Below are 21078 nucleotides of genomic sequence, written 5' to 3' on the forward strand. Positions count from 1 at the left end.
CTTGTGAAACTAACGGTATGACTTCAAGAATCTGAAGATTGTTTCAAAAATCCTAGCAAATAAATGTGAACAAATATTTCTGAACTTTATATTTTCTCAAAATAGTCACTATTAAGTTCAATTAATGGGCACTAGTTCAAATAAGGCATTGTTATCAAGCATAATTAGTTCAGAATTCACTCAAACTGTAACACACTAGGCTCCCGCAGATTTATCGAGCTATTGCATAAGTTCTGAACAACACTCTTATTGCTTGACCAAATTCTTGGTGAAATTCATCCGGGAAAAGCGTTGAAATTCTCGATAAAAAAACACCTATACAGAACACCACCCCAATAAAAATATATTGACAGGAACCAAGTACAATCACTGAAATTTTATGTAATACCTATTGATACACTAACCGTTACCCCTGTGATTTATCGCAACTATCTGACACCACAACAGTTAATTGACTTCTATTTGGGTATAAAAATTGCTTATTCTAAATAAAGACGCCACTTAAACGGCAAGTGGCAATAATGTTCATGGACGTCGATGATGAAAAAATCTCTGTTACTACTTCTGCTGCTTAGTTCCACCCTTCAGGCACAAGTCATTACCAATCGAGATGAAAGTTATGGTTATGCGGGGGCTTATGCGTGGTTTGGCCAAAGTACCTTTTCTACTAATGACACTGCTATCTGGCGATTAGTACCCACCGTTTACTATGAAGGGCGTGAGGGCTTTATTGACGATACACTGGTCAACTACTACGTTTTACCGCACTTTAAGCTAGGAGTTACCGGCTATTGGCGACCATCAGAGGTTGGAGGAATATTTGCCTCAGCACCAACTGGAATTGATGAGCGTAAAGGCAACATGGACATCGGTGTTACGTTTGGCGATCAAAACGTGAGAGCCACATATCTTTACGACATCACCAGTACGCACAGTGGCCACGAAGTTCAGTTATACGTTAGCCAGCCTCTGGATTACGTTTTCCGCCGTTTTGAACTCACGCCGTATTTACAGCTTGATTGGCGCGACAAAAAATTGTCAGGTCACCTATATAACGTCTCAGCGCAAGAAGCGGCAGCGAGTGGCCTATCTCAATACAGCTCTGATTCTACGTTTACTTATAAAGCGGGGTTGATTGGACGCTATGATCTATCTCGGAAGCTGATTGTCGTGACCAAAGCACAAGTAGAAGCTCACGAATACAACAGTCCTCTGGTGCAAAGAGATTACGGTTGGTCTTTAGAGTTTGCCGTCACCTACCAGTTTGCCGGCTACTAAGTATGCAGACCTAATAAAAAACCGCTAAGCATCAAACTTAGCGGTTTTTTGTTTATCTCGTATATGGCAAGTGTCTATGGCACCCCATGTCCTTTAGATGCAACCCAAACTCGATACCACTGTTCGCGGGTTAGCTCTAGTGACAAACCTTCAACCGCTTGCTGTACACGCTCGATCTTGCCAGAGCCAATAATTGGCACCGGCTTACTTGGCAGTCGCCTTACCCATGCATAAATCACTTGCTCTATGGATGCAGCGCCGATTTCTTTCGCAATCGACTCAAGCTCTTTACGAAGACGAACCAACTGCTCTGATTGCCCATTAAAGATTTCACCACCTGCAAGGCATGACCATGCCATTGGACGGATTCGTTCCATCTGTAATTGGTCAAGTGTGCCATCATGCACTACATCGAAGTTCACTGGATTAATTTCTACCTGGTTGGTCACCAACGCCTTACTTAAGCGAGACTGCAACAAAGAGAATTGGCTTGGAGTAAAGTTAGACACACCAAAATGCTTCACTTTACCTACTTTAAGAAGCTCTCCAAAAGCTTCAGCAACTTCGTCTGCATCCATCAACGCATCAGGACGATGAATCAGCAGTACATCAATTTCATCGATACCCAAGCGTTGAAGTGAATTATCAACTGAGGTGAAAATATGCTTTTTGCTGGTGTCGTAATGATTAATTTTGCGCTCAGGATGGGCAGCCGTTAGGTTGATATCGCATTTGGTTACTATCTCGAGTTGTTTGCGAACGCTTGGTTCAAGCGCAAGCGCTTCACCAAATAGCTGCTCACATTGATAACCACCATAAATATCAGCATGGTCTACCGTTGTAATACCAAGATCTAAGTGCTGCTTTAGAAAAGTTAGACGCTGTTGAGGTGTCATTCCCCATTCCGCCAATCGCCAATACCCTTGTACGAGTTCTGAAAACTCAGGGCCCTGGTTGGCCATTGCTAGTTTGCTAACCATGTTGCGTACTCCATTAATCACAATTTGTGTTAATCCTATGGTGATTACCCATCTACAGCAACAATTATTAGATCTGGCTAACATAGCAATCTGTTCACATCTACGCCCCTCAAGCCATTTTTATGATCAAGGTTGTAGTTTGGGGCGTAGTGACTGCGAATGATGTATGAGCGCTCATCCCTAGTTACAATTTTACAAAAAATAGGGAAAGCACCATGAAACGTACATTACTTGCAGCCAGTGTTGCTATCGTAGCAAGCAACGCATTTGCTGAACCAAATATTACTATTGCGACATCGACCAATAGTCGCGATTTTCCATTAAGCGCAGACACTCCACTTGTGGTTCCACTTAACAAGTCCGAATACACCTTTACCATCAACGGTGTTGAAGGTAACTGCGTTGCTGAGGCCAATCAGAAAGTCAAATTCAATCGCCCACTATCATTAAACTGTGGCAGCCCAACAGAGCTTAAGTTTAAAGTACGTTTTAATGGTGATTATGCCTTTACCTACGATCAAACCAATCAAACCATCGCCCTCAAGCGACAACCAAAGAAAAGTACTAACACAGAATTCAAGCGCCCACTGCCAAAAGTTGAGTGCGAAGTCTATTCGGGCGGCGAAGTCACCATCGCAGTAGGTCACGCATTTGCCGATGGCGAGCAAGTACGTGACGCATATAGTGGCCAACAAGCCAAAGTCGAAAATGGAAAAGTGGTACTTACTCCAGCACCAAACAGTGGTGGCATCGTATTACTTGAATCTGTAGCGAAGCCCGTTGAGCAGAAAGCTGAAGAGTGGCGCAATGCCAACATCTACTTTGTGATGGTTGACCGTTTTAACAATGCCGATACCAGCAACGACAATAGTTATGGTCGTCATAAAGATGGGAAAGATGAAGTTGGAACTTTCCACGGCGGTGACTTAAAAGGTGTGATTGAAAAGCTAGATTACATCCAATCGCTAGGCACCACTGCCATTTGGCTTTCACCTATCGTTGAGCAGGTACACGGCTTTGTTGGGGGCGGTGATAAAGGCTCGTTCCCATTTTACGGTTACCACGGTTATTGGACACGAGACTTTACCAAGATCGACAATAACTTTGGCAACGATCAAGACTTAAAAACGTTAGTAGAGGAAGCGCATAAACGTGGCATCAAAGTGCTACTCGATGCGGTCGTTAACCACAGTGGCTATTCTACATTGGCAGATCTGCAACACGATGGTATTGATGTTGTTTCGCCAGCCAGTAACTGGCCAAAACAATGGCAAGATTGGAAACCAAATTCCGGTGAAAACTGGCACAGCTACCACCAACAAGTGGACTACAACCACCAAAACTGGAGCCAGTGGTGGGGCCCAGATTGGGTAAGAGCAGGACTACCCGGTTATCAGGCTCCGGGCAGTTCAGATATCACCAAAGCACTGGCGGGCCTGCCTGACTTTATCACTGAATCAGACAAATTTGTAACACCTCCGAAATGGCTACTAGACAACCCAGGCACTCGCGTTACTCACAAAGAGAACTTTACCGTAAGCGATTACCTTATTGAATGGCAAAGTGATTGGGTAAAACGCTTTGGTATTGATGGTTTCCGAGTCGATACCGTTAAGCACGTTGAAGGTGACGTATGGAAACGACTGAAACAAGAAGCGACCCAAGCACTGGCACAATGGAAAAAAGACAATAATGCTGGTGATGAACCATTTTGGATGATGGGTGAAGTCTGGGGTCACAATGCTTATCGAAGCCCGTACTTCGATGACGGTTTTGATGCACTAATCAACTTTGATATGCAGAAAAAAATGGATAAAGGTGCCGCTTGTTTCTCACAAATGGAAGCAACCTATGCGGACTACGCTAACACCATACAAACCGAAAAAGATTTCAACCCAGTGAGTTACATTTCATCTCATGATACCGAACTGTTCTTTGGTCGATTCAAAGATATGGACATGCAGCGTTCTGCGGCAAATGCGTTACTACTCAGCCCAGGTGCTGTTCAGGTGTACTACGGCGATGAAGTCGCTCGTAAGCCAGGACCTTATGCCGATGATTTCCATCAAAGCACACGTTCTGATATGGAATGGAAGCTAAACCAGGAACAAAGCGCCCTACTACAACACTGGCAAACTCTTGGCCAATTCAGAAGTGCTCACCCTGCCGTAGGCGCAGGTGTACACCAACAGATAGATCAAGACAACGGCTATGCGTTTATGCGCAGTCTTGGTGACGACAAAGTCGTCATCTACTTTGCAGGTAAAGCTGCCAAATAGACAGACACTAAAGTAAGAAATTGGCGCCCACTGTGCCTGCCTTGATGCATGGTGGGTGTCTTTTTTCTTTCGAAACTAGCTCAAGGGCACCGCCCTCAATTATTGCGTTTTCTAACACACTATTGCTTTGCTAAATCTGATTGGCTAACTATGCTTTTTATAGAAAAGTCATTTGTGTGATGTGAGATGCGCTTGAAAGTTTCTTTATATAACAGTTTTCACAACGTACTGTGGGAACGTTCACATTTACTGTGGCAAATTAGCGATATTTTGTTACAGTATCGCCGTTAAATTCTCCATTGGTTTTAGTTAATGCAGTTCAATCCAGACAATTCTATCAAAATCGCAATCTCTGATGTTCAACTCGGCATGTTTGTTACAGCTATCGAACAAAGTGAACGCGTTAACCTTGCAAACGCTGGTCGAGTGTCGTCTCAAGCAGGCATCTCTCAACTGCATAAAAGTGGGGTTAAATTTGTGTGGGTAGACGAGTCGCTTTCTTCTAAAAAATGTACGTTCAAACCCGTGCCTGTTGAAGTTAAGGTCGAAGAACCGCAACCAGTTGCGAGAAAACCTTTGGGCGATCGCTCGATTCGCAACAAAAAAGCCAAGCAACTCATCACAGAGGCCCGTGGCCTTGCTCAGAAAATCTTAAACGAGACCTTCAACGGTAAGCCGATCGACCTTGGCCCTATCGATGATTGGGCTGACGATGTTATCGACACGATATTGGTCGACCCAGATGCCATCAAATGTGTATCTGCGTTGCGCAGCAAAGATACTTACCTGCTCGAGCACTCTGTCAATGTCGCATGCTTGCTAGTAACGTTTGGTAAGTTTTTAGAGTTTGATAAAGACACGCTGAAACACCTTGCCGTAGGCGGTATCTTGCATGATATCGGCAAGATTAAAGTCGATGACAAAGTGCTGAACAAACCAGGCAAACTCACTGCCGATGAGTTTGAACACATGAAGAAACATCAAGTGTTTGCTGAAGAGATCATTCCTACCGTTCAGGGCTTGAATGAGATCAGCAAAAACGTCTGCTTGATGCACCATGAAAAACTGGATGGAAACGGTTACCCGAATGGTTTAAAGGGTGAAGAGATCCCTATTTACGGCCGTATGAGCTGTATCGTCGATATCTATGACGCCTTAACCGCTCAGCGTTGTTATAAAGAAGGCATGAGTTCAGCTGAAGCCTTTAAGATCTTACTCAGTCTGACACCTTTCCATCTCGATCAGGAACTGGTATATAAGTTTATCAACTGCATCGGTGTTTACCCTGTAGGCTCTATTGTTGAGCTCAGTGACGGCAAAGTCGGCATAGTATGGACAACCAACGAACAACAAGCACTAAAGCCAGAAGTAAAAGTGTTTTACTCGCGACGTTACAAACGCTTTACTGATGTGAGCTTCATTGACTTGAAGCGTTCTGAGCTCAAGATTACCAAGGCAATAGCCCCGAGTAACCTAGAAGTAGACGCTACTGCGTTCTTTGATTCGTAAAAAAAGCGCTCAGAAGAGCGCTTTTTTTATCGTTCATTGAAGGTACTAGGCAGCTCCAACATCAAGTGAAAGCCCGATTGATACTCTTTAACCCAGCGAATATCACCCCCGAGCTTTTGCGTCACTAAGTTGTAGACATAGTGCATACCTAAGCCAGAACTACCTTCAATTCGATTAGAAGTGACAAATGGCTCAAACAGGCGACTACCAACGTCATCGCTTACCCCCTGCCCATTGTCTTGATAATCAATAATCACTCGTTGCTCGTTGAGCTTGGCAGTAACCACTATTTTACCACTAACTCCCTCTTCAAAACCGTGGGTTATGGAGTTAGTCAAAAGCTCAGTCAATATGGTAATCAACACCTGCGGGTAGCTTGTCAGGACAATCGTATCATCTACTTCGCACACAATGTCGACGTTGTCAGGCCGATTGAGTAGATAGGCACACATGTCATCCAACAATGAACGTAAATGTACTTCACTTACCTGTCCGTAATCTCCATCAACCGACACCAACTTAAACTTGCCGATCAGTGTCGACACTCGTTCCAAGCTGCTGCCGATCACATTGAGACTTTCGTGATTGTTATCCAGGAATTTGACCAAAACATCTTTTCTTAACTTACCCTCATCGACATCTTTGATAAGAGAGCGGTTCTTTTCGTCCATGTGACTTGCAATAGTCAGAGCGCTACCTAAAGGCGTATTGATCTCGTGAGCCACACCTGCCACTAAGTTGCCCATCGAAGCCATTTTCTCAGATTCAACCAACTTATCTTGCATTCGAGCCAAATTTTGCATCGATTGCTGTAGTTCTTGAGTACGTTCTTCAACTTTAAGCTCTAACGTGTGGTTAAGCGTTTCTAGCTCATGGTTTAACTCTACCTGACGAAGCTGCGCATGCTCCTTTTCCTTAATTTGCGCTTTAAGTTCCCGAGTAAATCCATCCAGTTTATCCATGAAGTGATTGAAAAATTGGCCAAGTTTACCTAGCTCATCATTAGATTGATGCGCACCTTCTATTCTCACGCTGTAGTCTCGCTGTGACGCGGCTTTAATCGCCGTCATGATCGAACTTAACGGCTGTACGATGGAGCGACTGAGTAGCAAGTTTGAAGGAATAACAATGGCGATAGAAATAGCCAAAACTATCAAATTAAAACGAGTAAACTGGTCCAGCGGTTGGTAAAGCTCATCTGTGTAAGTGGAAGATACGATGTACCAGCCGAACTCTTCCAAATAGCTGAAATTTGCCAGCTTTTCTCGATATTCCGGTTCTTGTGGATTTCGCCAAGTATAAAAAAGAGTCCCTTCCTTTCGTTTGATGATGTCCTGTACAAACGCATAACCGTTCGAGTCTTTCGTTTGATAGAAGTTGCCAGACAAAAAAGGGTGAACAATAAAGTTTCCCTGTTGATCTATTACATAGGTGTATCCAGACTCGCCAAATTTGTAGTCTTTTACTGAGGCTTCAAAATCAGAGATATTGACCAAATCATTGAATTCTGAGCGATAGGAAGAAGCCGAAATGATCCAGTCCCAAGGCTCAAAGTAGACCATGTATAAAGCTTTCGGCCGCATGACTTGCTCATCAGGGTTTTTCCATTCGTACTCAATATACCCCTCTTTCATAACCATCTGTTGCTGAATGAACTCAAAGTCTGCGAGGCTAACATTAAGTAACTGTTGTTTAGGGTGGACACGAATCATCCCCTTAGAATCGACAACATATGGATAACCGCTCTGCCCAATCACCTGCCCTACTAATGCGCTTGCTGCCCTTATTTTCGCTTCACCTTCGGATATTTCACCTACTTGAAATGCCTGATACGCCCTTTCAACATTTTGATAGTTCACCTGAGAAATGGTGTACAGATGGTTCCTAACAGTGAGTTTTGCTGCTGTTTCGATTTGATTTTCTATGGCATGCGTCGAGCGACTCAGCTCTTTTTCGACGCTTTGCTGCATCGAATGGCGAACCATAAAGTAAAGAGAGAAATCAGCAGCGTTTAAGACCAACAGAAACAAAAGTAGATAGCCAAACATCAGTCTATTTCTGATCTTTAGTCGGCGCAGCAAGTGTTGGATTTGATTCATCAAAGCATCCTCTATCACCCTATAAGTATAGGAGCTATTGGCGATTTCATGCTTTATCTTCGAGCTCAACTAAAGAAAGATTCCAAAACAGTGTAAAGATCTCAATCACTAGGCAACAGGTGTGATATGGTCGCCTGGCAAAACTTGATTCATCTAGATAGGGACGACGAATGAAGCCAACGGAATATCTTGAGCAGTTAGATAATCACTACCTTTCACTTCATCATGCAAAAGAAAATGCTTTTTGGCATAACTACATGGACTTAAGCGGCGAGAAGCAAGACCTCGCCAACGCGGATACGGAACTTAGCGAATACCTTAGCGACCCATCCAACATTGCCACTACTCGCAATTACCTTGAGCAAGCGAAGAATATCCAAGACCCACAAGAGCGCAAACTCACTTCACAAGCGTTACAAGGCTGGCTCACCATGTTTGAAGCCTACGCTATCGAATCTGAAGCGGGTAGAAAGTTAAGGGCTGAGATCATCGCCTTTACTAGCGAGATCTTCGAAAAGAAAAAACATCACACCCTGTTTTACACCGATGAGAATGGCGAGCAGATAGAAGCTTCGTTACCTGTCTTGGCATCAAACATTCATACCAGTGACAGCGAAGTAGTACGTCAATCTTCCCACCAAGCATTGCTCGATTTAGAACAATGGGTGTTGGCCAATGGCTACCTTGATCTGGTTAAAATGCGCAATAAGTTTGCACGAGAATTAGGTTTTAAAAACTATTTCGAATACACGGTAAATAAGATTGAGCACATATCGACTCAGACCCTGTTTTCGATGTTAGATAGCTTCGAGCAAGCCACCCGAGACACCAACTTTGCCAGCCAGAAACACCTTTCTGAGCAAAAAGGACCACAAGTGCTCAAGGGGTACAACTTTGTATACGCCTTCAGTGGTGACAGTCAACGTAAGCTCGATCAATATGTACCTTTTTCCAAATCATTGCGACGTTGGGTCGAGTCCTTTGGCCGTTTAAATATTGAGTTTTGTGACGCTGAATTGACTCTAGACCTCCTCGATCGCAAAGGTAAGTTTCCCAATGGGTTTTGCCACGGACCAAATCCTGGCTATTACAAAGGTGACGAATGGATTGCCGCTAAAGTTAACTTCACTAGCAATGCCAAACCTGACCAAGTCGGTAGCGGCTATGATGGTATCAACACTCTTTTCCATGAAGGCGGGCATGCGGCGCACTTTTCTAACATGCGGATGAACTCGCCTTGTTTCTCCCATGAGTTTGCACCTATGTCGATGGCATACGCAGAAACCCAATCAATGTTCTGCGATAGCTTGCTAGGCGATGCTGACTGGCTCAAGCGTTATGCATTTAACGATCAAGGCGAAGTGGTGCCAGATGCCCTACTGAAAGAGATTATCGACAGCAAGCAACCATTCAAAGCCTATACAGAACGCAGCCTAATGGTGGTGTCTTATTTTGAAAGTGCTCTTTATGAAATGGACGAATCCCAGCTAACTGCGGACAACGTCACAAGACTTGCACGCCAAGTGGAGAAGAAAATCCTTGGCCTCGAATGCAGTCACCGACCTGTGATAGCCGTACCTCACATCCTAGGCGATGATTCCGCCTGTTGCTACCACGGCTATCTGCTCGCAAATATGGCGGTTTATCAAACCCGAGCCTTTTTTACCAACAAGTACGGCTATCTAACAGATAACCCAAATATCGGCCCAGAACTTGCCAAGCACTACTGGTTAAAAGGCAATAGCCAATCTCATCATGAAAGCATCATGAGCCTCACTAACCAAGAATTTAGCAGCCAATTTCTTGCTGATGCGTGCAATCTAAGCCCTGAAGCGGCGTGGGCTGCTGAGGAACAAAAAATCATTCAATCAAGTAGTCGCCCGCAAACACCACCGAGCCCGCTCAATGCGACTATCAAAATCATTGATGGTGACACTCTGCTGGCGAACAATGCCAAATCAGATCAAGAGATGTTCGAGCAATTTGAACAGTACATAGAAAAGACTTACTAACGTACACTCTATGAGACACGAAAAAGGGCTTTACTAACAAGTAAAGCCCTTTGTTTATTAGAGTCGTACAGTACTTAACGCTGCTTCATAAATGCAACGGCCAGCCCAGAAGAGACAAATGTTAACCCAGCACCAATGTTCAACCCTGAGACCAGTTTTGGCTTATTTCGAAACCAATCAGATAGCTGAGATGAGAAAACACCCATAAGACTAAAGCCCAACGCCGTTAACAACGCAAACCAAACACCATAACCGATCATTTGCGTCGTCACTGACCCTAGTGCAGGATTAACAAATTGAGGGACAAACGCTAAAACAAACATCCCCGGTTTTGGGTTAAGCGCTGCCGATAAAAATCCAGTAGAAAAAATAACTTTAAGTGACTGCTTCTTGGCAGGCTCCAACGAAAACAGATTCCTTGAACGAAGAACCTTAACTCCGAGCCAGATCAAGTATGCCGCCCCAACCAATTTGACAACGTAAAATGCCACTTCAGAGGTTTGTATGAGAAGGGTAAGCCCAAACGTTGCAGCGACAACATGAAACAAAATACCAGCACCCGAAGAGAACCCTGACATAATAGCAGCAATTCGGCCTTGACTAAGACCTCGACCAATGGCGAGCAGGTTATCCGGCCCTGGAGAGATCACTAACAACAGGCAAGCCAATGTATAGGTTATGAATACCTCAAGTGGGAACATGTAACCTCCGTGTATTTAGGTATTATCTCAATTTGGTAAGTTGAAAAGCTTAGCCTCGATGTAAGAGTTATATCAACCAAACCAAGCGCACGTTTACTAGTTATCAACCTCGAAGATTGAATCAATAATGATTGGTAAGTTGCCTCTCACTGATATTGCACCGAACACGGAGCGGGCGTGAACCCCCTTTTCACCAAAGACATCTGCCATCAAATCAGAGCATCCATCTAACACCTTAGGGTGTTGTTCAAAATCACTTGTGGCGTTAACAAAGCCTTGGAGTTTAACCACTCGGGCCACCTTATCTAATGACCCCAACTCCAACTTTACCGCAGCCAAAATATCCAAACCCGTAGCTTTTGCAAATGAATACCCTTGCTCGGTTGTGTATTCTTGACCTAGCTTGCCCTTAGGTACTTCATCCAAGCCTGCTACAGGTCCTTTACCAGAGACATACAGTAAGTTCCCCGTCCTAACACAGTTGCAATAGCTGCCTTGTGGATCACTTGCTACAGGCAATTCTAGACCGAGCTCCAATAACCTATTTTCAATACTCATATACCTTCCATGATAACTTGCTTGATAATCGTTACAGCATGAAATACTTTGCCTGTCTAATAAGGTAGATCGTCAGAAGCGACACCAACATAGTCAGGTTCCAAGTAAGTGGAAAACTGAACTGCGCTAATAGTCTCCTTACCTAACATCACAGCCTTACAAACCCGATGCATGCCATCCATGACTCGACCTTCATGACATAAAATGATGGGATACGAAAGGTCTGCATTTTGAATTAGCGACGCATGTTCTAAAACATTCCGACAGGTTGGGCGTGCTCCACCAAGGTCGTACCAAAATTCCTCGTCAAGTTCTTGAATATCTGAGAGGTTTATTTCAATGACGGGAAGCTTGCGAGAAAGCTCGATGAGACGAAATATATCCCATGCGAGCAAACCCTTTTCTGAGTTTCGGAAGTGGTATTGTTGTCTCATGTGGCTCCGTGATGTATTGAGCTTGTATATAGAAATGAACTGATGGCTTCTTCTATAGATGTGAACTGTATCTTAGTAAGGCAAACTTCCGCTTTTGAAAACTCATGTTCTTGGATTAACTGGGTTATAGCGAATAGACTCAGCTGCACGTTTTCGGATTCGAAGACGTAACTGTCACCTTGGGCTTTAACTAGGTAGCAATGGCCTTTACTGTCTATAAGACGATCTGAGCTGTCCCAAATTAGTCCGTCCAATTCAATTTTGAGCAGTGATTCAGAGCCTAGATACATTAACTCAGAATCGCCGTCCAATTTGAAAACACAAGGCCAAGAAATCATTTATCAATCCTGTTAGTTTAAAGCTTTGCGATACACGTGATGACTAAAGCCAAGCTAACCCAAAATGCCAAAGGTTTGCTGTCACTCTTAAGCAATCTGTTATGACTCTACTTGCATCAATTGTAGCAGGTTGCTACAGTTGGATAAATATACACCCCCATAGGACTACAATTATGCCAACTGCAAGCGTACGTATTGACCAAGATCTTTTTGACAAAGCCGCTATCATGGCGAAAGCACTTAACCGCACTACTCCTAAGCAAATTGAACACTGGGCTAAAATCGGTGAAATGATGGAAGATAACCCAGACCTACCTTATGAATTTGTAAAACAAGCGATTATTGCAAAGGCTGAAAAAGAAGCTGGCAAGTTAGAGGAATACAGATTTGACTAAGATCACCTCTGTACTTCAAACCCCTAGTTTCAAAAAAGCAGTCAAAAAACTACACAAAAACCAAAAAACAGATCTTGATAACGCTATCAGAGAACTACTGAAAGATCCGTATTTGGGCGAGCAAAAGAAAGGCGATCTATCCTTTCTTCGCATACACAAGTTCAAGATGGTAAAGCAACTTACTTTACTCGGATACAGCTACGAAGACGGTACTGTTACTTTAGAGCTAATTGCAATGGGCTCTCACGAAAATTTCTACCGGGATGTCAAAAACTTCTACTGAGCCATAGACGCCTTGCTAAGGTATGGCTAACCACCACGAAACCCAAGCAAAGCCACCGTAATCACTGAACTCAACTGAACCAAAATTGCCAAAGGTTAGCCGTCACTCTTAAGCAATTTGTTATATTCGGTGCTTATTGAGTGAAGAGCTGTTCGACCGTTTTCATTGGCAAAAACATACGGATATGACCATTGTGCTCACACAGAACCTCAAAACCAAACTTAGTGTAAAAAGCTTGGGCTGAGTCTGTGAGGCAATCCACCACGATTGCATACGCTCTCATGTGATGATTAACTTCCCACAAGTACTTTAGCGAACGGATCAAGCTGATCTTACCCAGCCCGGAACCATGAAACTCTTTGTGGACTGCCAGTTGAGCCAAGAGAAATACAGGAACAGGATATCTAGGCAGTTTCTTCGCCATATGTGTTGGTAGCGTTTCACGGCTAATTGAACTAGGCGCAACGCTATAGAAAGCACAGATAGCAAACTTCTGATTTAGCAAAGGTTGAGTGCTAGGTAGGACCATTGTACGGCTAATACCAGCCTGCATATGCTTTGCAGCTTGAGTTCTGATAAACATATTAAGTTCTTGCTCACCACAATCAAATGAGTTGCGGTCATGTGATGATTTGCTCAGTTCTACGAACTCTTTACCCCAACTCACTTAATGCCACTCTCGTCTGTGAACTGTACCGCTTCAAGTAGTGCTGAGTTTGGTGCTTTTGCTTTGTCACATGCAGCCACAAATTCATCAAAAACATTGTCCTTAACAACAATACTTTCATGCTCTTCGATAACGTGAGTCGAGTCTTCATCCATAAGCCTAACGACATATTCAGTTAAACTCTTGAGGCCAAGTAAAGCAGATGCTTTTTCTGCCTTCGCTTTGATTTCTTCATCAAGGCGGATATCTAAACGTGCTGTTGCCATAAATCCTCCTGTGTACGGAACCATTCCGTAATCACAAGGATTATAGAGCAAACTTTACACACATACAATTCGTACGGAAGCTTTACGGAAGTGGATTGAATATAACGCCTGCTTAAATTGATGCCAACTGCACTGTGCTTAAACAGACCACCATAATCACTAAAGCAAATTCGAACCAAAAATGCCATAGGTTGGCAGTCCACATGAAGCACTTGTTATAAGCGTGTTTCGTTTTACCACTTTCTATCTAAATCTTCTGCGTATAAAGAAATAGCTCGCTGATACTCTTTAATTGCATCACTGTTCGTGGTTGATACTAAAAGTTCGAGTAGTAATGATGTTGCTTCTTTATGGCGTCCCAAGTTGTAGAGACACATGGCATAGAATGGCTGAACTTCAATGGAACTAGGGTACTCTCTTAGAGTTTTCTCAAAGTAGCTTAAAGCCTCCGAATACATGCCAAGGCTTCGATAAGTACTCGCTAGGCCAAACAAAGCATTGAACCTTTCTACCGACGATAAAAGACCTGAAAGAGATGACAGATAATGAGTAATCGCTTCTTGCTCTTTACCTTCGTTGTCGTATGACCAAGCAATTTGCAAGTGAGCTTTAGCAGAACAAGTGTCATCGTTTAGCAGCGTTTTTAGCAAAGCTCTCGACTCTTGATACTTACCCTGTTTCCGCAATTCAATTGCTTGTTTGATGATACTTTCCATAATTTTCCTCGAAGCTTATGACGCCTTGCTAAGTTGCAGCTAACCTACCACGAAAACCAAGTAAAGCCACATGCTCACTGAAGCCAACCAAACCCAAAATGCCAAAAGTTAGCTGCCAGCTTGAACAATTTGTTATGTGCCGACGCTACACATTGTGCTACCATGTATAACATTGCAATACATAAGGGGCATACCATGAAAAATGAAATGCTGAGCACACGTATTGACCACGATACGAAAGTTGCTTTTACTAACATCTGTGATGAAGTCGGCCTGAGCCCATCTCAAGCAATTAAACTGTTTGCTCGTGCGGTTATCAACCACGGCGGTATTCCTTTTGAACTAAAGGTCAAACAGCCAAATCAAGAGAGCATTGAGGCTATGCATGAGCTTGTTGCTGGACAAGGTCATAAAGCCGAGTCTATTGACTCACTCTTCGATACACTAACCGATGGCAAAGTTACCAATGTATCTTCTTGAATACTCGACACAGTTTAAAAAAGACTTCAAGAAAGTTACTAAGCTACCAATTCCTGACGTAATCGAAGTTGGCAACATCATATCCAAACTTCAGAGAGGTGAGACACTCTGTGCAAAAAATGTCGATCACCCGCTATCGGGAAACTGGGCGGGTTTTCGAGATTGCCACATCAAACCAGACTTGTTACTGATTTACCGTGTACACGAGAAAACCTTACAGTTAGCGAGAATTGGCTCACATAGCGAGCTATTTTAGTATTTAAGCACATAACGAATGACATGGATTCCCCCTCCCGAGGATCTGCCACACTCTTGTGGTCACTATTAAAACCGGAGGCACCATGTCTGATTATTCATTCTTTGGCGGTATCGACTTAGCTAAAAACCAGTTCAGCATTCATGTCGTTGACTCAACTGGCAAAGTCATCCTACACAAGTCTGTCACCCGCTCTAAGTTACTGACCACAATATCAAACCTCCCGCATATGCGTATAGGCTTGGAAGCGTGCGGTGGTGCACATTACTGGGCAAGAATGACCTCAACGATGCGGTTGCCATCTGCGAAGCGGTTCAACGTCCCTCAACTCGTTTTGTCCCGACAAAATCACCAGTGCAGCAAGCCATACTGTCTGTGCATCGGATGCGTGAACATTGGGTTCGTGAGCGAACGGCCATCATGTATCGTATTCGGGCACTATTATCTGAATTTGGCCTTATTATCCCAGTGGGACGTTCATCTCTAATGAAACAAGTTCCGCTCTGCTCGAAGATGCTCAAAATGAACTACCCCTACTAGCAAGAGCTGTTCTCCATGATGCTTATCAACATCTCGACCACCTCAACCAGCGTATTGCCGATACAGAGCAAACATTCGATGCGTTCGCTAAGGTCAGTAGTAATGTTCAACGCATCATGAAAGTTCGAGGCGTTGGACCGCAAACGGCTACAGCGATATTAGCTTCTATTGGCAATGGTGCTCAGTTCGATAAGAGTCGAGACTTCTCTGCCTGGCTAGGCTTAGTCCCCAAACAATACTCCACTGGTGGCAAACCAAGGCTGGGCAGAATAACCAAACACGGAGATAAATATCTTCAAACACTCTTGGTTCACGGGGCAAGGACCGTCATCGCTAATTTAGGTGACAAACAAGATAGGCTTAGCCAGTGGTGCCGGAGCGTTATAGAGCGACGAGGAATGAACCGAGCAGTAGTGGCTCTCGCAGCAAAGAATGCTCGTATTATCTGGTCACTGTTACACAACCAAACGGAGTATGAGAACTACGCTGCTTAAGCCTAAACCAACTTAAGCCACGTAAGAGTTACACCCACCGGGTCATAGCAGACGCAATGGATGGAGATAGGTTAAAACCACGAGCGGAGAGCCTGTTAGCAAGGCGGACACATTTTGATGTCATCTAACGAATAAGGCACCGCAGTCGCGCAAAGTCATCAGGGTCACGATGTTGAACCATCGACAAGTAGACCGAATGTAGAGCGGCAGTCCAAAACCCATCGCCAATAGTTTTGCGGATGTTTGACAGCCGGGGGAATCCATGTAGCTTTGCTAAGGTGCAGCTAACCGACCGCTGAACCCAAGCAAAGCCACGTAAACACTGAAGCCAACCGAATCAAAAATGCCAAAGGTTAGCTGTCACTCTTAAGCAATTTGTTATAGCTCAGCAATATGTGACAATGTTTCTGGGTGACGCTGAACTAGTTTTAAAAGTGTTACAGCTTGACCATTTGGTGCGCTGCGCCCCTGCTCCCAGTTTTCCAGTGTGCGAGATGATGTATGCAGTAAGCGAGCAAATACTCCACGAGACATATTAAACTGTTCTCGAATGCTAACAATTTCATCGGGTGAAATGTTTAACTCACTAATGTCACTAACTTGGTGAGTTTTTAGGGTTACCTTACCCTCTGAGTGCTCTTTAGCTTCAACAAGTGCGCTACTTAACTCTGCAAATAGGTCACGATTGCTCATTGCGCCACGCCTCCATAAAAGACTTTAACTGTTTCTTTTGGTCTGCGGTTAAATCCGACATCTCATTCTTGCCATAAATGGTTAGCAAGTAGAAACGTCGCTTCTCATCGAGGAAGTAATAGATAACACGAGAGCCACCACGCTTGCCCTTACCTTTACTTGCAACTCGAATCTTGCGCAAACCACCTGTACCTTGAATCACGTCACCCTGTTTAGGGTTGGACATTAACTCAGCTTGAAACAGCCTAAACTCTTCATCACTGAGGTATTCATTACGGTATTTTTCAAAAATGGTTGATTCGACAAATACACTTTTCATACAGAAAGTGTACGCAAATAGCGTAGAGATAGCAAACTATACGTGACTAGCGTAGCTTACATTGAGGAGTGAGAAGTCAAACTGAGCTATAACGCCAAGCTAAGCGGTGAGCAAGCGCGTGCTATGTTTGAGCGAAGCGAGTCCAGCACGCGGTTGGGAATCCGACTTAATCGCCTTGTTATAAGCGTCTGCCACTAACCCACCTCTTTGTTGCCTAAAAGTACAGCTGCCGAAACTAGAAACATACCTGACACTTTATCTAATTGGTGCTTCATTTTACCATGAAGCCTATGTGCTATTGATTCGGCAAACTTTCCATAACAACACAAGAAAATGCCGTCCATTATTAGGTAAGTAGAACTTAAGATCACAAACTGTGTTAGCAACCCTGAATCAGAATTAATAAATTGAGGGAACAAAGCGGCAAAGAAGATCACTGCTTTAGGATTAGCTGCAGATGTAATAAAGCCTTGCCAATAAAGCGATGAGTTAGAGCGGTGTTGCCCTTGTGACTCAATAGAGTTGTTCGAGCTAGATAACATTAGTTTTAAACCTAAATATACCAAATAAGCTACTCCTCCCCGTTTCACTATTGTAAAAAAATACTGTGAGCTAGCAATGATTGTGGCTAAACCTAGAGCTGCGATGACCATTTGGAAAAAGTTCGCGGTCAAGTCCCCCGCTGCTGTATAAATGGATCTCTTAAAGCCACTACCAATACTATTCGATAACATCAGAAGTTGACTTGGTCCAGGAGTACTCATTAGTACCAATACCGTCAAAACATAAGTAAACCATACATCAATGTTCATATTTTCCTCCGTGAAAATTTAGCTTATAACGCCCAATTCTTACGAACCCCCTCATAATTTCCTTTCAAAACAATGAGTAGACGCACATCAACCTATCTGATCTAATGAATTTCGCCAAAAACACAAATTCACAGATAGGTAAGAAAAGGATTCTTAATGATGTGCGATATTCAGATTCTACAACAAACACTGGCTCAGCAGTGCCCTAATATTCACAAAAAACGACTTAATTCTCTGATACTTGCAACTCGCTCCGTCTTGGAAGGTGCTGATTTGACTCTCACCAAAATCGGACGAACGCTCAACTCAAGCACCACCGTAAAACACTCCATTAAACGAATCGATAGACTGCTCGGTAACCACAGCCTACACCTCGAAAAAGACCACATATATAAATGGCATGCCTCGCTTATTACCAAGGCGAATCCGTTCCCCGTCATTCTTGTCGATTGGTCTGATGTACGAGAGCAGTTGCGTTATATGACTTTACGAGCTTCCGTTGCTGTTAAAGGACGAGCCGTCACTGTTTACGAACAAGCCTTTGAATACCGACAATACAACTCACCCAAAAGCCATCTACTCTTCTTAGACAAACTAAAAGCCATTCTTCCGCAGCACTGCATTCCAATCATCGTATCCGATGCTGGCTTCAGAAATACTTGGTTCAGACAAGTTGAAGATAAAGGGTGGTTTTGGCTAGGACGCGTCCGAGGTGAAGTCTCTATCAAGTTGCCCAATCAAGACTGGTGCTGGAACAAAACACTCTACCCTCTAGCAACTCACAAGCCCCACTTCCTCGGCAAATGTGAACTGGCAAAACGCTCGCCATTAAAGTGCTTCGCCTACTTATATAAAGGACTGCCCAAAGGAAGAAAAGCCCACCGCCACAGTAGAACTTGTCAAAAACACTCTGCTGGCGCCGTATTCCACGAAGGGGCTAAAGAGCCTTGGCTGCTTGTCACTAACCTGCCTCATAGCATTATGAATGGTGTTCAAGTCACTCGACTTTACTCCAAACGAATGCAAATAGAAGAGTCCTTCCGAGACCTGAAAAGTCCTGCTTACGGACTGGCATTAAGGCATAACCGAACTCGGTGCATCAAGCGTATCGACATCTTGTTACTCTTGGCACTGCTGGCCGAAATCATCATGTGGTGGAATGGATTAATAGCTATGCAAGCAAACTGGCAAAAGGACTTCCAAGCTAACACCATTAGAAATCGCCGAGTGCTATCAATACCTAGGTTAGGCCGAGAGGTGCGATCCCATAAGCGATACCATATACGAGAGCAGCAATATCGCTGGGCGATCGTTGAATATCAACGGCTAACACACCTATGTGGGATGACCGAATTATGAGGGGATCCGCCAGCGCCTTGCTAAGGTGCGGCTAAACCACGAAACCTGAGCAAAACCACCGTAATCACTAAACTCAACCGAACCAAAAATGCCAAAGGTTAGCTGTCACTCTTAAGCAATTTGTTATGTGCTTTGAATCCAAAAAATTAAGTGTAACCAAAAATCTTACCTGAATGCTCTACATCAAAATCTATTATTTTGCTTTCTTCTTCACGGATAAGCTTATCAATAAATTCAGTGCATGATTCAAAAGAAACTGAGTGATGAATATTGACAAACAAAAGAAGGTTAGACAGAAGACTAATTGCTTTCATATGCCCATCATTAGCTGCATGTAAATAACTAAAAGTTGAAATAATGTTTGAATCTATTGACTTTGCTTTGTCACTGCAATCTAGTTGGTCCCATTTATCAATTGCAGACATTTGAACAAAAGTGAGCATACACATTAGGTTTACTTGCATAGCAAGCTCTTCTGACTCCAGCTGCACATCCGGTGCAAGTTCACGCACTCCATCGTCATATAGTTCAAATATTGTTTCTCGCAATCTTCCATATAACCCTACAGACCGACTAAGGTTTGACAACAATTCACTGAAGTATTCTTTTTCTACTTCTAGGTTTCCATTTGTTAATGAGGCAGAGGGAAATATTTGTCGATATAAACGATCTACAGAAATGCTAGCGTCAATATTGGTGACAAACTCTTTAAAATGCGCATAGTGGTCAAGGTAATTTTTCTTCCTATTTTCACTATATGTCAGCTCTAGCTGCTGCTGAGATTTTTCAAGTTGAAGATTCGCTTTCTCTATCTGTAAAGATGTTTGTTTCGTGCCATGAATTCTGCCAATCAGTACACCTAATGGGATTGATAAAGTACTTACGGCAAGAGGCAACCGGCTTATATCCATAAACCTCACGTACGCAGCCTCTGAAAACTCAAGTGTATAATTTAGCCAAATAGGCATCCCTAAACCTACAGCTATCACAAGAGGCAGTAGCACTGATATCCAAAATAATGGCTGTTTATCCAACCCCAAATTAGGGTTTAGTTTTAACCAATTAAGCATGTGGTTTATCTATCTCATTAATTATAATACATTGTGACTTAGAACATAACGCCTGCTTAAGCGGCTGCCAATGCACAACACTCAAGCAGACCACCGTAATCACTAAACCCAATTTGAACCAAAAATGCCATAGGTTGGCAGTCCGACTTCAAGCACTTGTTAGTTTGCCAACACACCCTAAGCTAAAGGCTGGGTGCCAAGATGCTGATTTAACTTACAATACTTAAACCGTACGCTGATGTAAATGGACAGCTGACCAACTTGAACACAAGGCACAAACGCACGTGGCAAAGAAGAGACAATCGCAGAATTTTGCGAGCAAATACTGTGACAAAATGGCAGAGGATACTTTCACTGTTGCCAACAACAGCACCAGTAAAACCCCCACTTCTATAGATAGTGTTCCAGCGAAAAAGAAACAGCGCCTACGAACAACAAAAAAATGGTAGCTCCAGTAAATGATGAGCGAACCACAAACACCTAAATCAAAGTGCCACCGGAAAGAACGGGGCTTGGTGAGAACGAACAGGTGAACACCCA

Annotated in this window: 22 protein-coding genes and 1 pseudogene; 10 read left to right on the forward strand and 13 right to left on the reverse strand. The window is 43.5% G+C overall.

The features are described 5' to 3' along the window. Positions 1 to 537 precede the first annotated feature (537 nt). Positions 538 to 1278: a MipA/OmpV family protein gene (locus J4N39_RS19350; protein WP_252023976.1), complete on the forward strand. Its 741-nt coding sequence runs from the start codon at positions 538 to 540 to the stop codon at positions 1276 to 1278. Positions 1279 to 1352: 74 nt separating this feature from the next. Here J4N39_RS19350 and J4N39_RS19355 read toward each other — a convergent pair whose 3' ends face one another. After that, positions 1353 to 2258: an aldo/keto reductase gene (locus tag J4N39_RS19355; protein WP_252023978.1), complete on the reverse strand. Its 906-nt coding sequence runs from the start codon at positions 2256 to 2258 to the stop codon at positions 1353 to 1355. Between the two features lie 215 nt (positions 2259 to 2473). On the opposite strand from J4N39_RS19355, the gene J4N39_RS19360 reads away from it, so the two are divergent. Both J4N39_RS19360 and J4N39_RS19365 read left to right on the forward strand, forming a co-directional pair. Continuing rightward, positions 2474 to 4537, forward strand: coding sequence for an alpha-amylase (locus J4N39_RS19360; protein ID WP_252023980.1), 2064 nt, complete (start codon positions 2474 to 2476; stop codon positions 4535 to 4537). Between the two features lie 312 nt (positions 4538 to 4849). After that, a complete protein-coding gene (locus tag J4N39_RS19365) occupies positions 4850 to 6046 on the forward strand; it encodes an HD-GYP domain-containing protein (RefSeq protein ID WP_252023981.1) in 1197 nt (398 codons plus the stop codon). Between the two features lie 26 nt (positions 6047 to 6072). Here J4N39_RS19365 and J4N39_RS19370 read toward each other — a convergent pair whose 3' ends face one another. Beyond that, positions 6073 to 8145, reverse strand: coding sequence for a sensor histidine kinase (locus tag J4N39_RS19370; RefSeq protein ID WP_252023982.1), 2073 nt, complete (start codon positions 8143 to 8145; stop codon positions 6073 to 6075). A gap of 170 nt (positions 8146 to 8315) precedes the next feature. Between J4N39_RS19370 and J4N39_RS19375 the strand changes: the two genes are divergently transcribed. Further along, positions 8316 to 10157 carry a M3 family metallopeptidase gene (locus J4N39_RS19375; RefSeq protein WP_252023983.1) on the forward strand — a complete coding sequence of 614 codons (1842 nt, stop codon included), beginning with the start codon at positions 8316 to 8318 and terminating at the stop codon, positions 10155 to 10157. A gap of 74 nt (positions 10158 to 10231) precedes the next feature. Here J4N39_RS19375 and J4N39_RS19380 read toward each other — a convergent pair whose 3' ends face one another. From J4N39_RS19380 to J4N39_RS19395, 4 genes are all read right to left on the reverse strand, one after another. Beyond that, the gene (locus J4N39_RS19380) at positions 10232 to 10858 is read right to left on the reverse strand and encodes a LysE family translocator (RefSeq protein WP_252023984.1); all 627 of its coding nucleotides are present in this window, start codon (positions 10856 to 10858) and stop codon (positions 10232 to 10234) included. 96 nt (positions 10859 to 10954) lie between these two features. Next, a complete protein-coding gene (locus J4N39_RS19385) occupies positions 10955 to 11416 on the reverse strand; it encodes a RidA family protein (protein WP_252023985.1) in 462 nt (153 codons plus the stop codon). Positions 11417 to 11472: 56 nt separating this feature from the next. Then, on the reverse strand, positions 11473 to 11850 hold the full coding sequence (locus tag J4N39_RS19390; protein ID WP_252023986.1) for a hypothetical protein: 378 nt from the start codon (positions 11848 to 11850) through the stop codon (positions 11473 to 11475). Next, a complete protein-coding gene (locus J4N39_RS19395) occupies positions 11847 to 12188 on the reverse strand; it encodes a DUF4144 family protein (RefSeq protein WP_252023987.1) in 342 nt (113 codons plus the stop codon). Before J4N39_RS19395 ends, J4N39_RS19390 begins: the two co-directional genes overlap by 4 nt. 173 nt (positions 12189 to 12361) lie before the next feature. Between J4N39_RS19395 and J4N39_RS19400 the strand changes: the two genes are divergently transcribed. Together J4N39_RS19400 and J4N39_RS19405 are read left to right on the forward strand one after the other, a co-directional pair. Further along, on the forward strand, positions 12362 to 12583 hold the full coding sequence (locus J4N39_RS19400; RefSeq protein ID WP_252023988.1) for a TA system antitoxin ParD family protein: 222 nt from the start codon (positions 12362 to 12364) through the stop codon (positions 12581 to 12583). Beyond that, positions 12576 to 12866 (forward strand): type II toxin-antitoxin system RelE/ParE family toxin, encoded by a 291-nt coding sequence (locus tag J4N39_RS19405; protein ID WP_252023990.1) that lies wholly within the window; start codon positions 12576 to 12578, stop codon positions 12864 to 12866. Before J4N39_RS19400 ends, J4N39_RS19405 begins: the two co-directional genes overlap by 8 nt. A gap of 133 nt (positions 12867 to 12999) precedes the next feature. Here J4N39_RS19405 and J4N39_RS19410 read toward each other — a convergent pair whose 3' ends face one another. The 3 genes from J4N39_RS19410 to J4N39_RS19420 form a co-directional block, all read right to left on the reverse strand. Beyond that, on the reverse strand, positions 13000 to 13533 hold the full coding sequence (locus J4N39_RS19410; protein WP_252023992.1) for a GNAT family N-acetyltransferase: 534 nt from the start codon (positions 13531 to 13533) through the stop codon (positions 13000 to 13002). Then, positions 13530 to 13799, reverse strand: coding sequence for a type II toxin-antitoxin system TacA family antitoxin (locus J4N39_RS19415; RefSeq protein WP_252023994.1), 270 nt, complete (start codon positions 13797 to 13799; stop codon positions 13530 to 13532). The genes J4N39_RS19410 and J4N39_RS19415 overlap by 4 nt, the downstream gene beginning before the upstream one ends. A 233-nt stretch (positions 13800 to 14032) precedes the next feature. Beyond that, complete coding sequence (locus J4N39_RS19420; protein ID WP_252023995.1) at positions 14033 to 14515, reverse strand: tetratricopeptide repeat protein; 483 nt, start codon at positions 14513 to 14515, stop codon at positions 14033 to 14035. A gap of 195 nt (positions 14516 to 14710) precedes the next feature. Here J4N39_RS19420 and J4N39_RS19425 point away from each other — a divergent pair, with 195 nt between their 5' ends. The 3 genes and pseudogenes from J4N39_RS19425 to J4N39_RS19435 all read left to right on the forward strand — a co-directional run bounded on the left by J4N39_RS19425 (position 14711) and on the right by J4N39_RS19435 (position 16285). Then, entirely contained in the window at positions 14711 to 14995 is a 285-nt protein-coding gene (locus J4N39_RS19425) for a type II toxin-antitoxin system RelB/DinJ family antitoxin (protein WP_252023997.1), read from the forward strand. After that, entirely contained in the window at positions 14982 to 15251 is a 270-nt protein-coding gene (locus tag J4N39_RS19430; protein WP_252023999.1) for a type II toxin-antitoxin system YafQ family toxin, read from the forward strand. Before J4N39_RS19425 ends, J4N39_RS19430 begins: the two co-directional genes overlap by 14 nt. Before the next feature lie 85 nt (positions 15252 to 15336). Then, a pseudogene (locus J4N39_RS19435) lies at positions 15337 to 16285 on the forward strand (IS110 family RNA-guided transposase). Between the two features lie 378 nt (positions 16286 to 16663). Here J4N39_RS19435 and J4N39_RS19440 read toward each other — a convergent pair. The 3 genes from J4N39_RS19440 to J4N39_RS19450 form a co-directional block, all read right to left on the reverse strand. Then, positions 16664 to 16978, reverse strand: coding sequence for a helix-turn-helix domain-containing protein (locus J4N39_RS19440; RefSeq protein ID WP_252024001.1), 315 nt, complete (start codon positions 16976 to 16978; stop codon positions 16664 to 16666). Further along, the gene (locus J4N39_RS19445) at positions 16965 to 17297 is read right to left on the reverse strand and encodes a type II toxin-antitoxin system RelE/ParE family toxin (RefSeq protein ID WP_252024003.1); all 333 of its coding nucleotides are present in this window, start codon (positions 17295 to 17297) and stop codon (positions 16965 to 16967) included. The genes J4N39_RS19440 and J4N39_RS19445 overlap by 14 nt, the downstream gene beginning before the upstream one ends. A 194-nt stretch (positions 17298 to 17491) precedes the next feature. Continuing rightward, a complete protein-coding gene (locus J4N39_RS19450; RefSeq protein ID WP_252024005.1) occupies positions 17492 to 18109 on the reverse strand; it encodes a LysE family translocator in 618 nt (205 codons plus the stop codon). 159 nt (positions 18110 to 18268) lie between these two features. On the opposite strand from J4N39_RS19450, the gene J4N39_RS19455 reads away from it, so the two are divergent. Next, positions 18269 to 19468, forward strand: a complete 1200-nt coding sequence (locus J4N39_RS19455; protein ID WP_252026849.1) for an IS4 family transposase — start codon at positions 18269 to 18271, stop codon at positions 19466 to 19468. A gap of 146 nt (positions 19469 to 19614) precedes the next feature. Here the strand turns inward: J4N39_RS19455 and J4N39_RS19460 are convergent, their stop codons facing one another. Next, positions 19615 to 20538 carry a hypothetical protein gene (locus J4N39_RS19460; RefSeq protein ID WP_252024007.1) on the reverse strand — a complete coding sequence of 308 codons (924 nt, stop codon included), beginning with the start codon at positions 20536 to 20538 and terminating at the stop codon, positions 19615 to 19617. Positions 20539 to 21078 lie beyond the last annotated feature (540 nt).

The sequence above is a fragment of the Vibrio sp. SCSIO 43136 genome (assembly GCF_023716565.1).
Classification (GTDB): Bacteria; Pseudomonadota; Gammaproteobacteria; order Enterobacterales; family Vibrionaceae; genus Vibrio.

Excerpts from the sequence above, each read along its gene's own strand:
- J4N39_RS19360 (WP_252023980.1), top strand. The coding sequence starts at position 2,474 with ATGAAACGTACATTACTTGCAGCCAGTGTTGCTATCGTAGCAAGCAAC.
- J4N39_RS19420 (WP_252023995.1), bottom strand. The coding sequence starts at position 14,515 with ATGGAAAGTATCATCAAACAAGCAATTGAATTGCGGAAACAGGGTAAG.
- J4N39_RS19395 (WP_252023987.1), bottom strand. The coding sequence starts at position 12,188 with ATGATTTCTTGGCCTTGTGTTTTCAAATTGGACGGCGATTCTGAGTTA.
- J4N39_RS19460 (WP_252024007.1), bottom strand. The coding sequence starts at position 20,538 with ATGCTTAATTGGTTAAAACTAAACCCTAATTTGGGGTTGGATAAACAG.
- J4N39_RS19355 (WP_252023978.1), bottom strand. The coding sequence starts at position 2,258 with ATGGTTAGCAAACTAGCAATGGCCAACCAGGGCCCTGAGTTTTCAGAA.
- J4N39_RS19390 (WP_252023986.1), bottom strand. The coding sequence starts at position 11,850 with ATGAGACAACAATACCACTTCCGAAACTCAGAAAAGGGTTTGCTCGCA.
- J4N39_RS19455 (WP_252026849.1), top strand. The coding sequence starts at position 18,269 with ATGTGCGATATTCAGATTCTACAACAAACACTGGCTCAGCAGTGCCCT.
- J4N39_RS19370 (WP_252023982.1), bottom strand. The coding sequence starts at position 8,145 with ATGAATCAAATCCAACACTTGCTGCGCCGACTAAAGATCAGAAATAGA.
- J4N39_RS19430 (WP_252023999.1), top strand. The coding sequence starts at position 14,982 with ATGTATCTTCTTGAATACTCGACACAGTTTAAAAAAGACTTCAAGAAA.
- J4N39_RS19380 (WP_252023984.1), bottom strand. The coding sequence starts at position 10,858 with ATGTTCCCACTTGAGGTATTCATAACCTATACATTGGCTTGCCTGTTG.
- J4N39_RS19415 (WP_252023994.1), bottom strand. The coding sequence starts at position 13,799 with ATGGCAACAGCACGTTTAGATATCCGCCTTGATGAAGAAATCAAAGCG.
- J4N39_RS19440 (WP_252024001.1), bottom strand. The coding sequence starts at position 16,978 with ATGAGCAATCGTGACCTATTTGCAGAGTTAAGTAGCGCACTTGTTGAA.
- J4N39_RS19365 (WP_252023981.1), top strand. The coding sequence starts at position 4,850 with ATGCAGTTCAATCCAGACAATTCTATCAAAATCGCAATCTCTGATGTT.
- J4N39_RS19425 (WP_252023997.1), top strand. The coding sequence starts at position 14,711 with ATGAAAAATGAAATGCTGAGCACACGTATTGACCACGATACGAAAGTT.
- J4N39_RS19450 (WP_252024005.1), bottom strand. The coding sequence starts at position 18,109 with ATGAACATTGATGTATGGTTTACTTATGTTTTGACGGTATTGGTACTA.
- J4N39_RS19400 (WP_252023988.1), top strand. The coding sequence starts at position 12,362 with ATGCCAACTGCAAGCGTACGTATTGACCAAGATCTTTTTGACAAAGCC.
- J4N39_RS19445 (WP_252024003.1), bottom strand. The coding sequence starts at position 17,297 with ATGAAAAGTGTATTTGTCGAATCAACCATTTTTGAAAAATACCGTAAT.
- J4N39_RS19385 (WP_252023985.1), bottom strand. The coding sequence starts at position 11,416 with ATGAGTATTGAAAATAGGTTATTGGAGCTCGGTCTAGAATTGCCTGTA.
- J4N39_RS19375 (WP_252023983.1), top strand. The coding sequence starts at position 8,316 with ATGAAGCCAACGGAATATCTTGAGCAGTTAGATAATCACTACCTTTCA.
- J4N39_RS19350 (WP_252023976.1), top strand. The coding sequence starts at position 538 with ATGATGAAAAAATCTCTGTTACTACTTCTGCTGCTTAGTTCCACCCTT.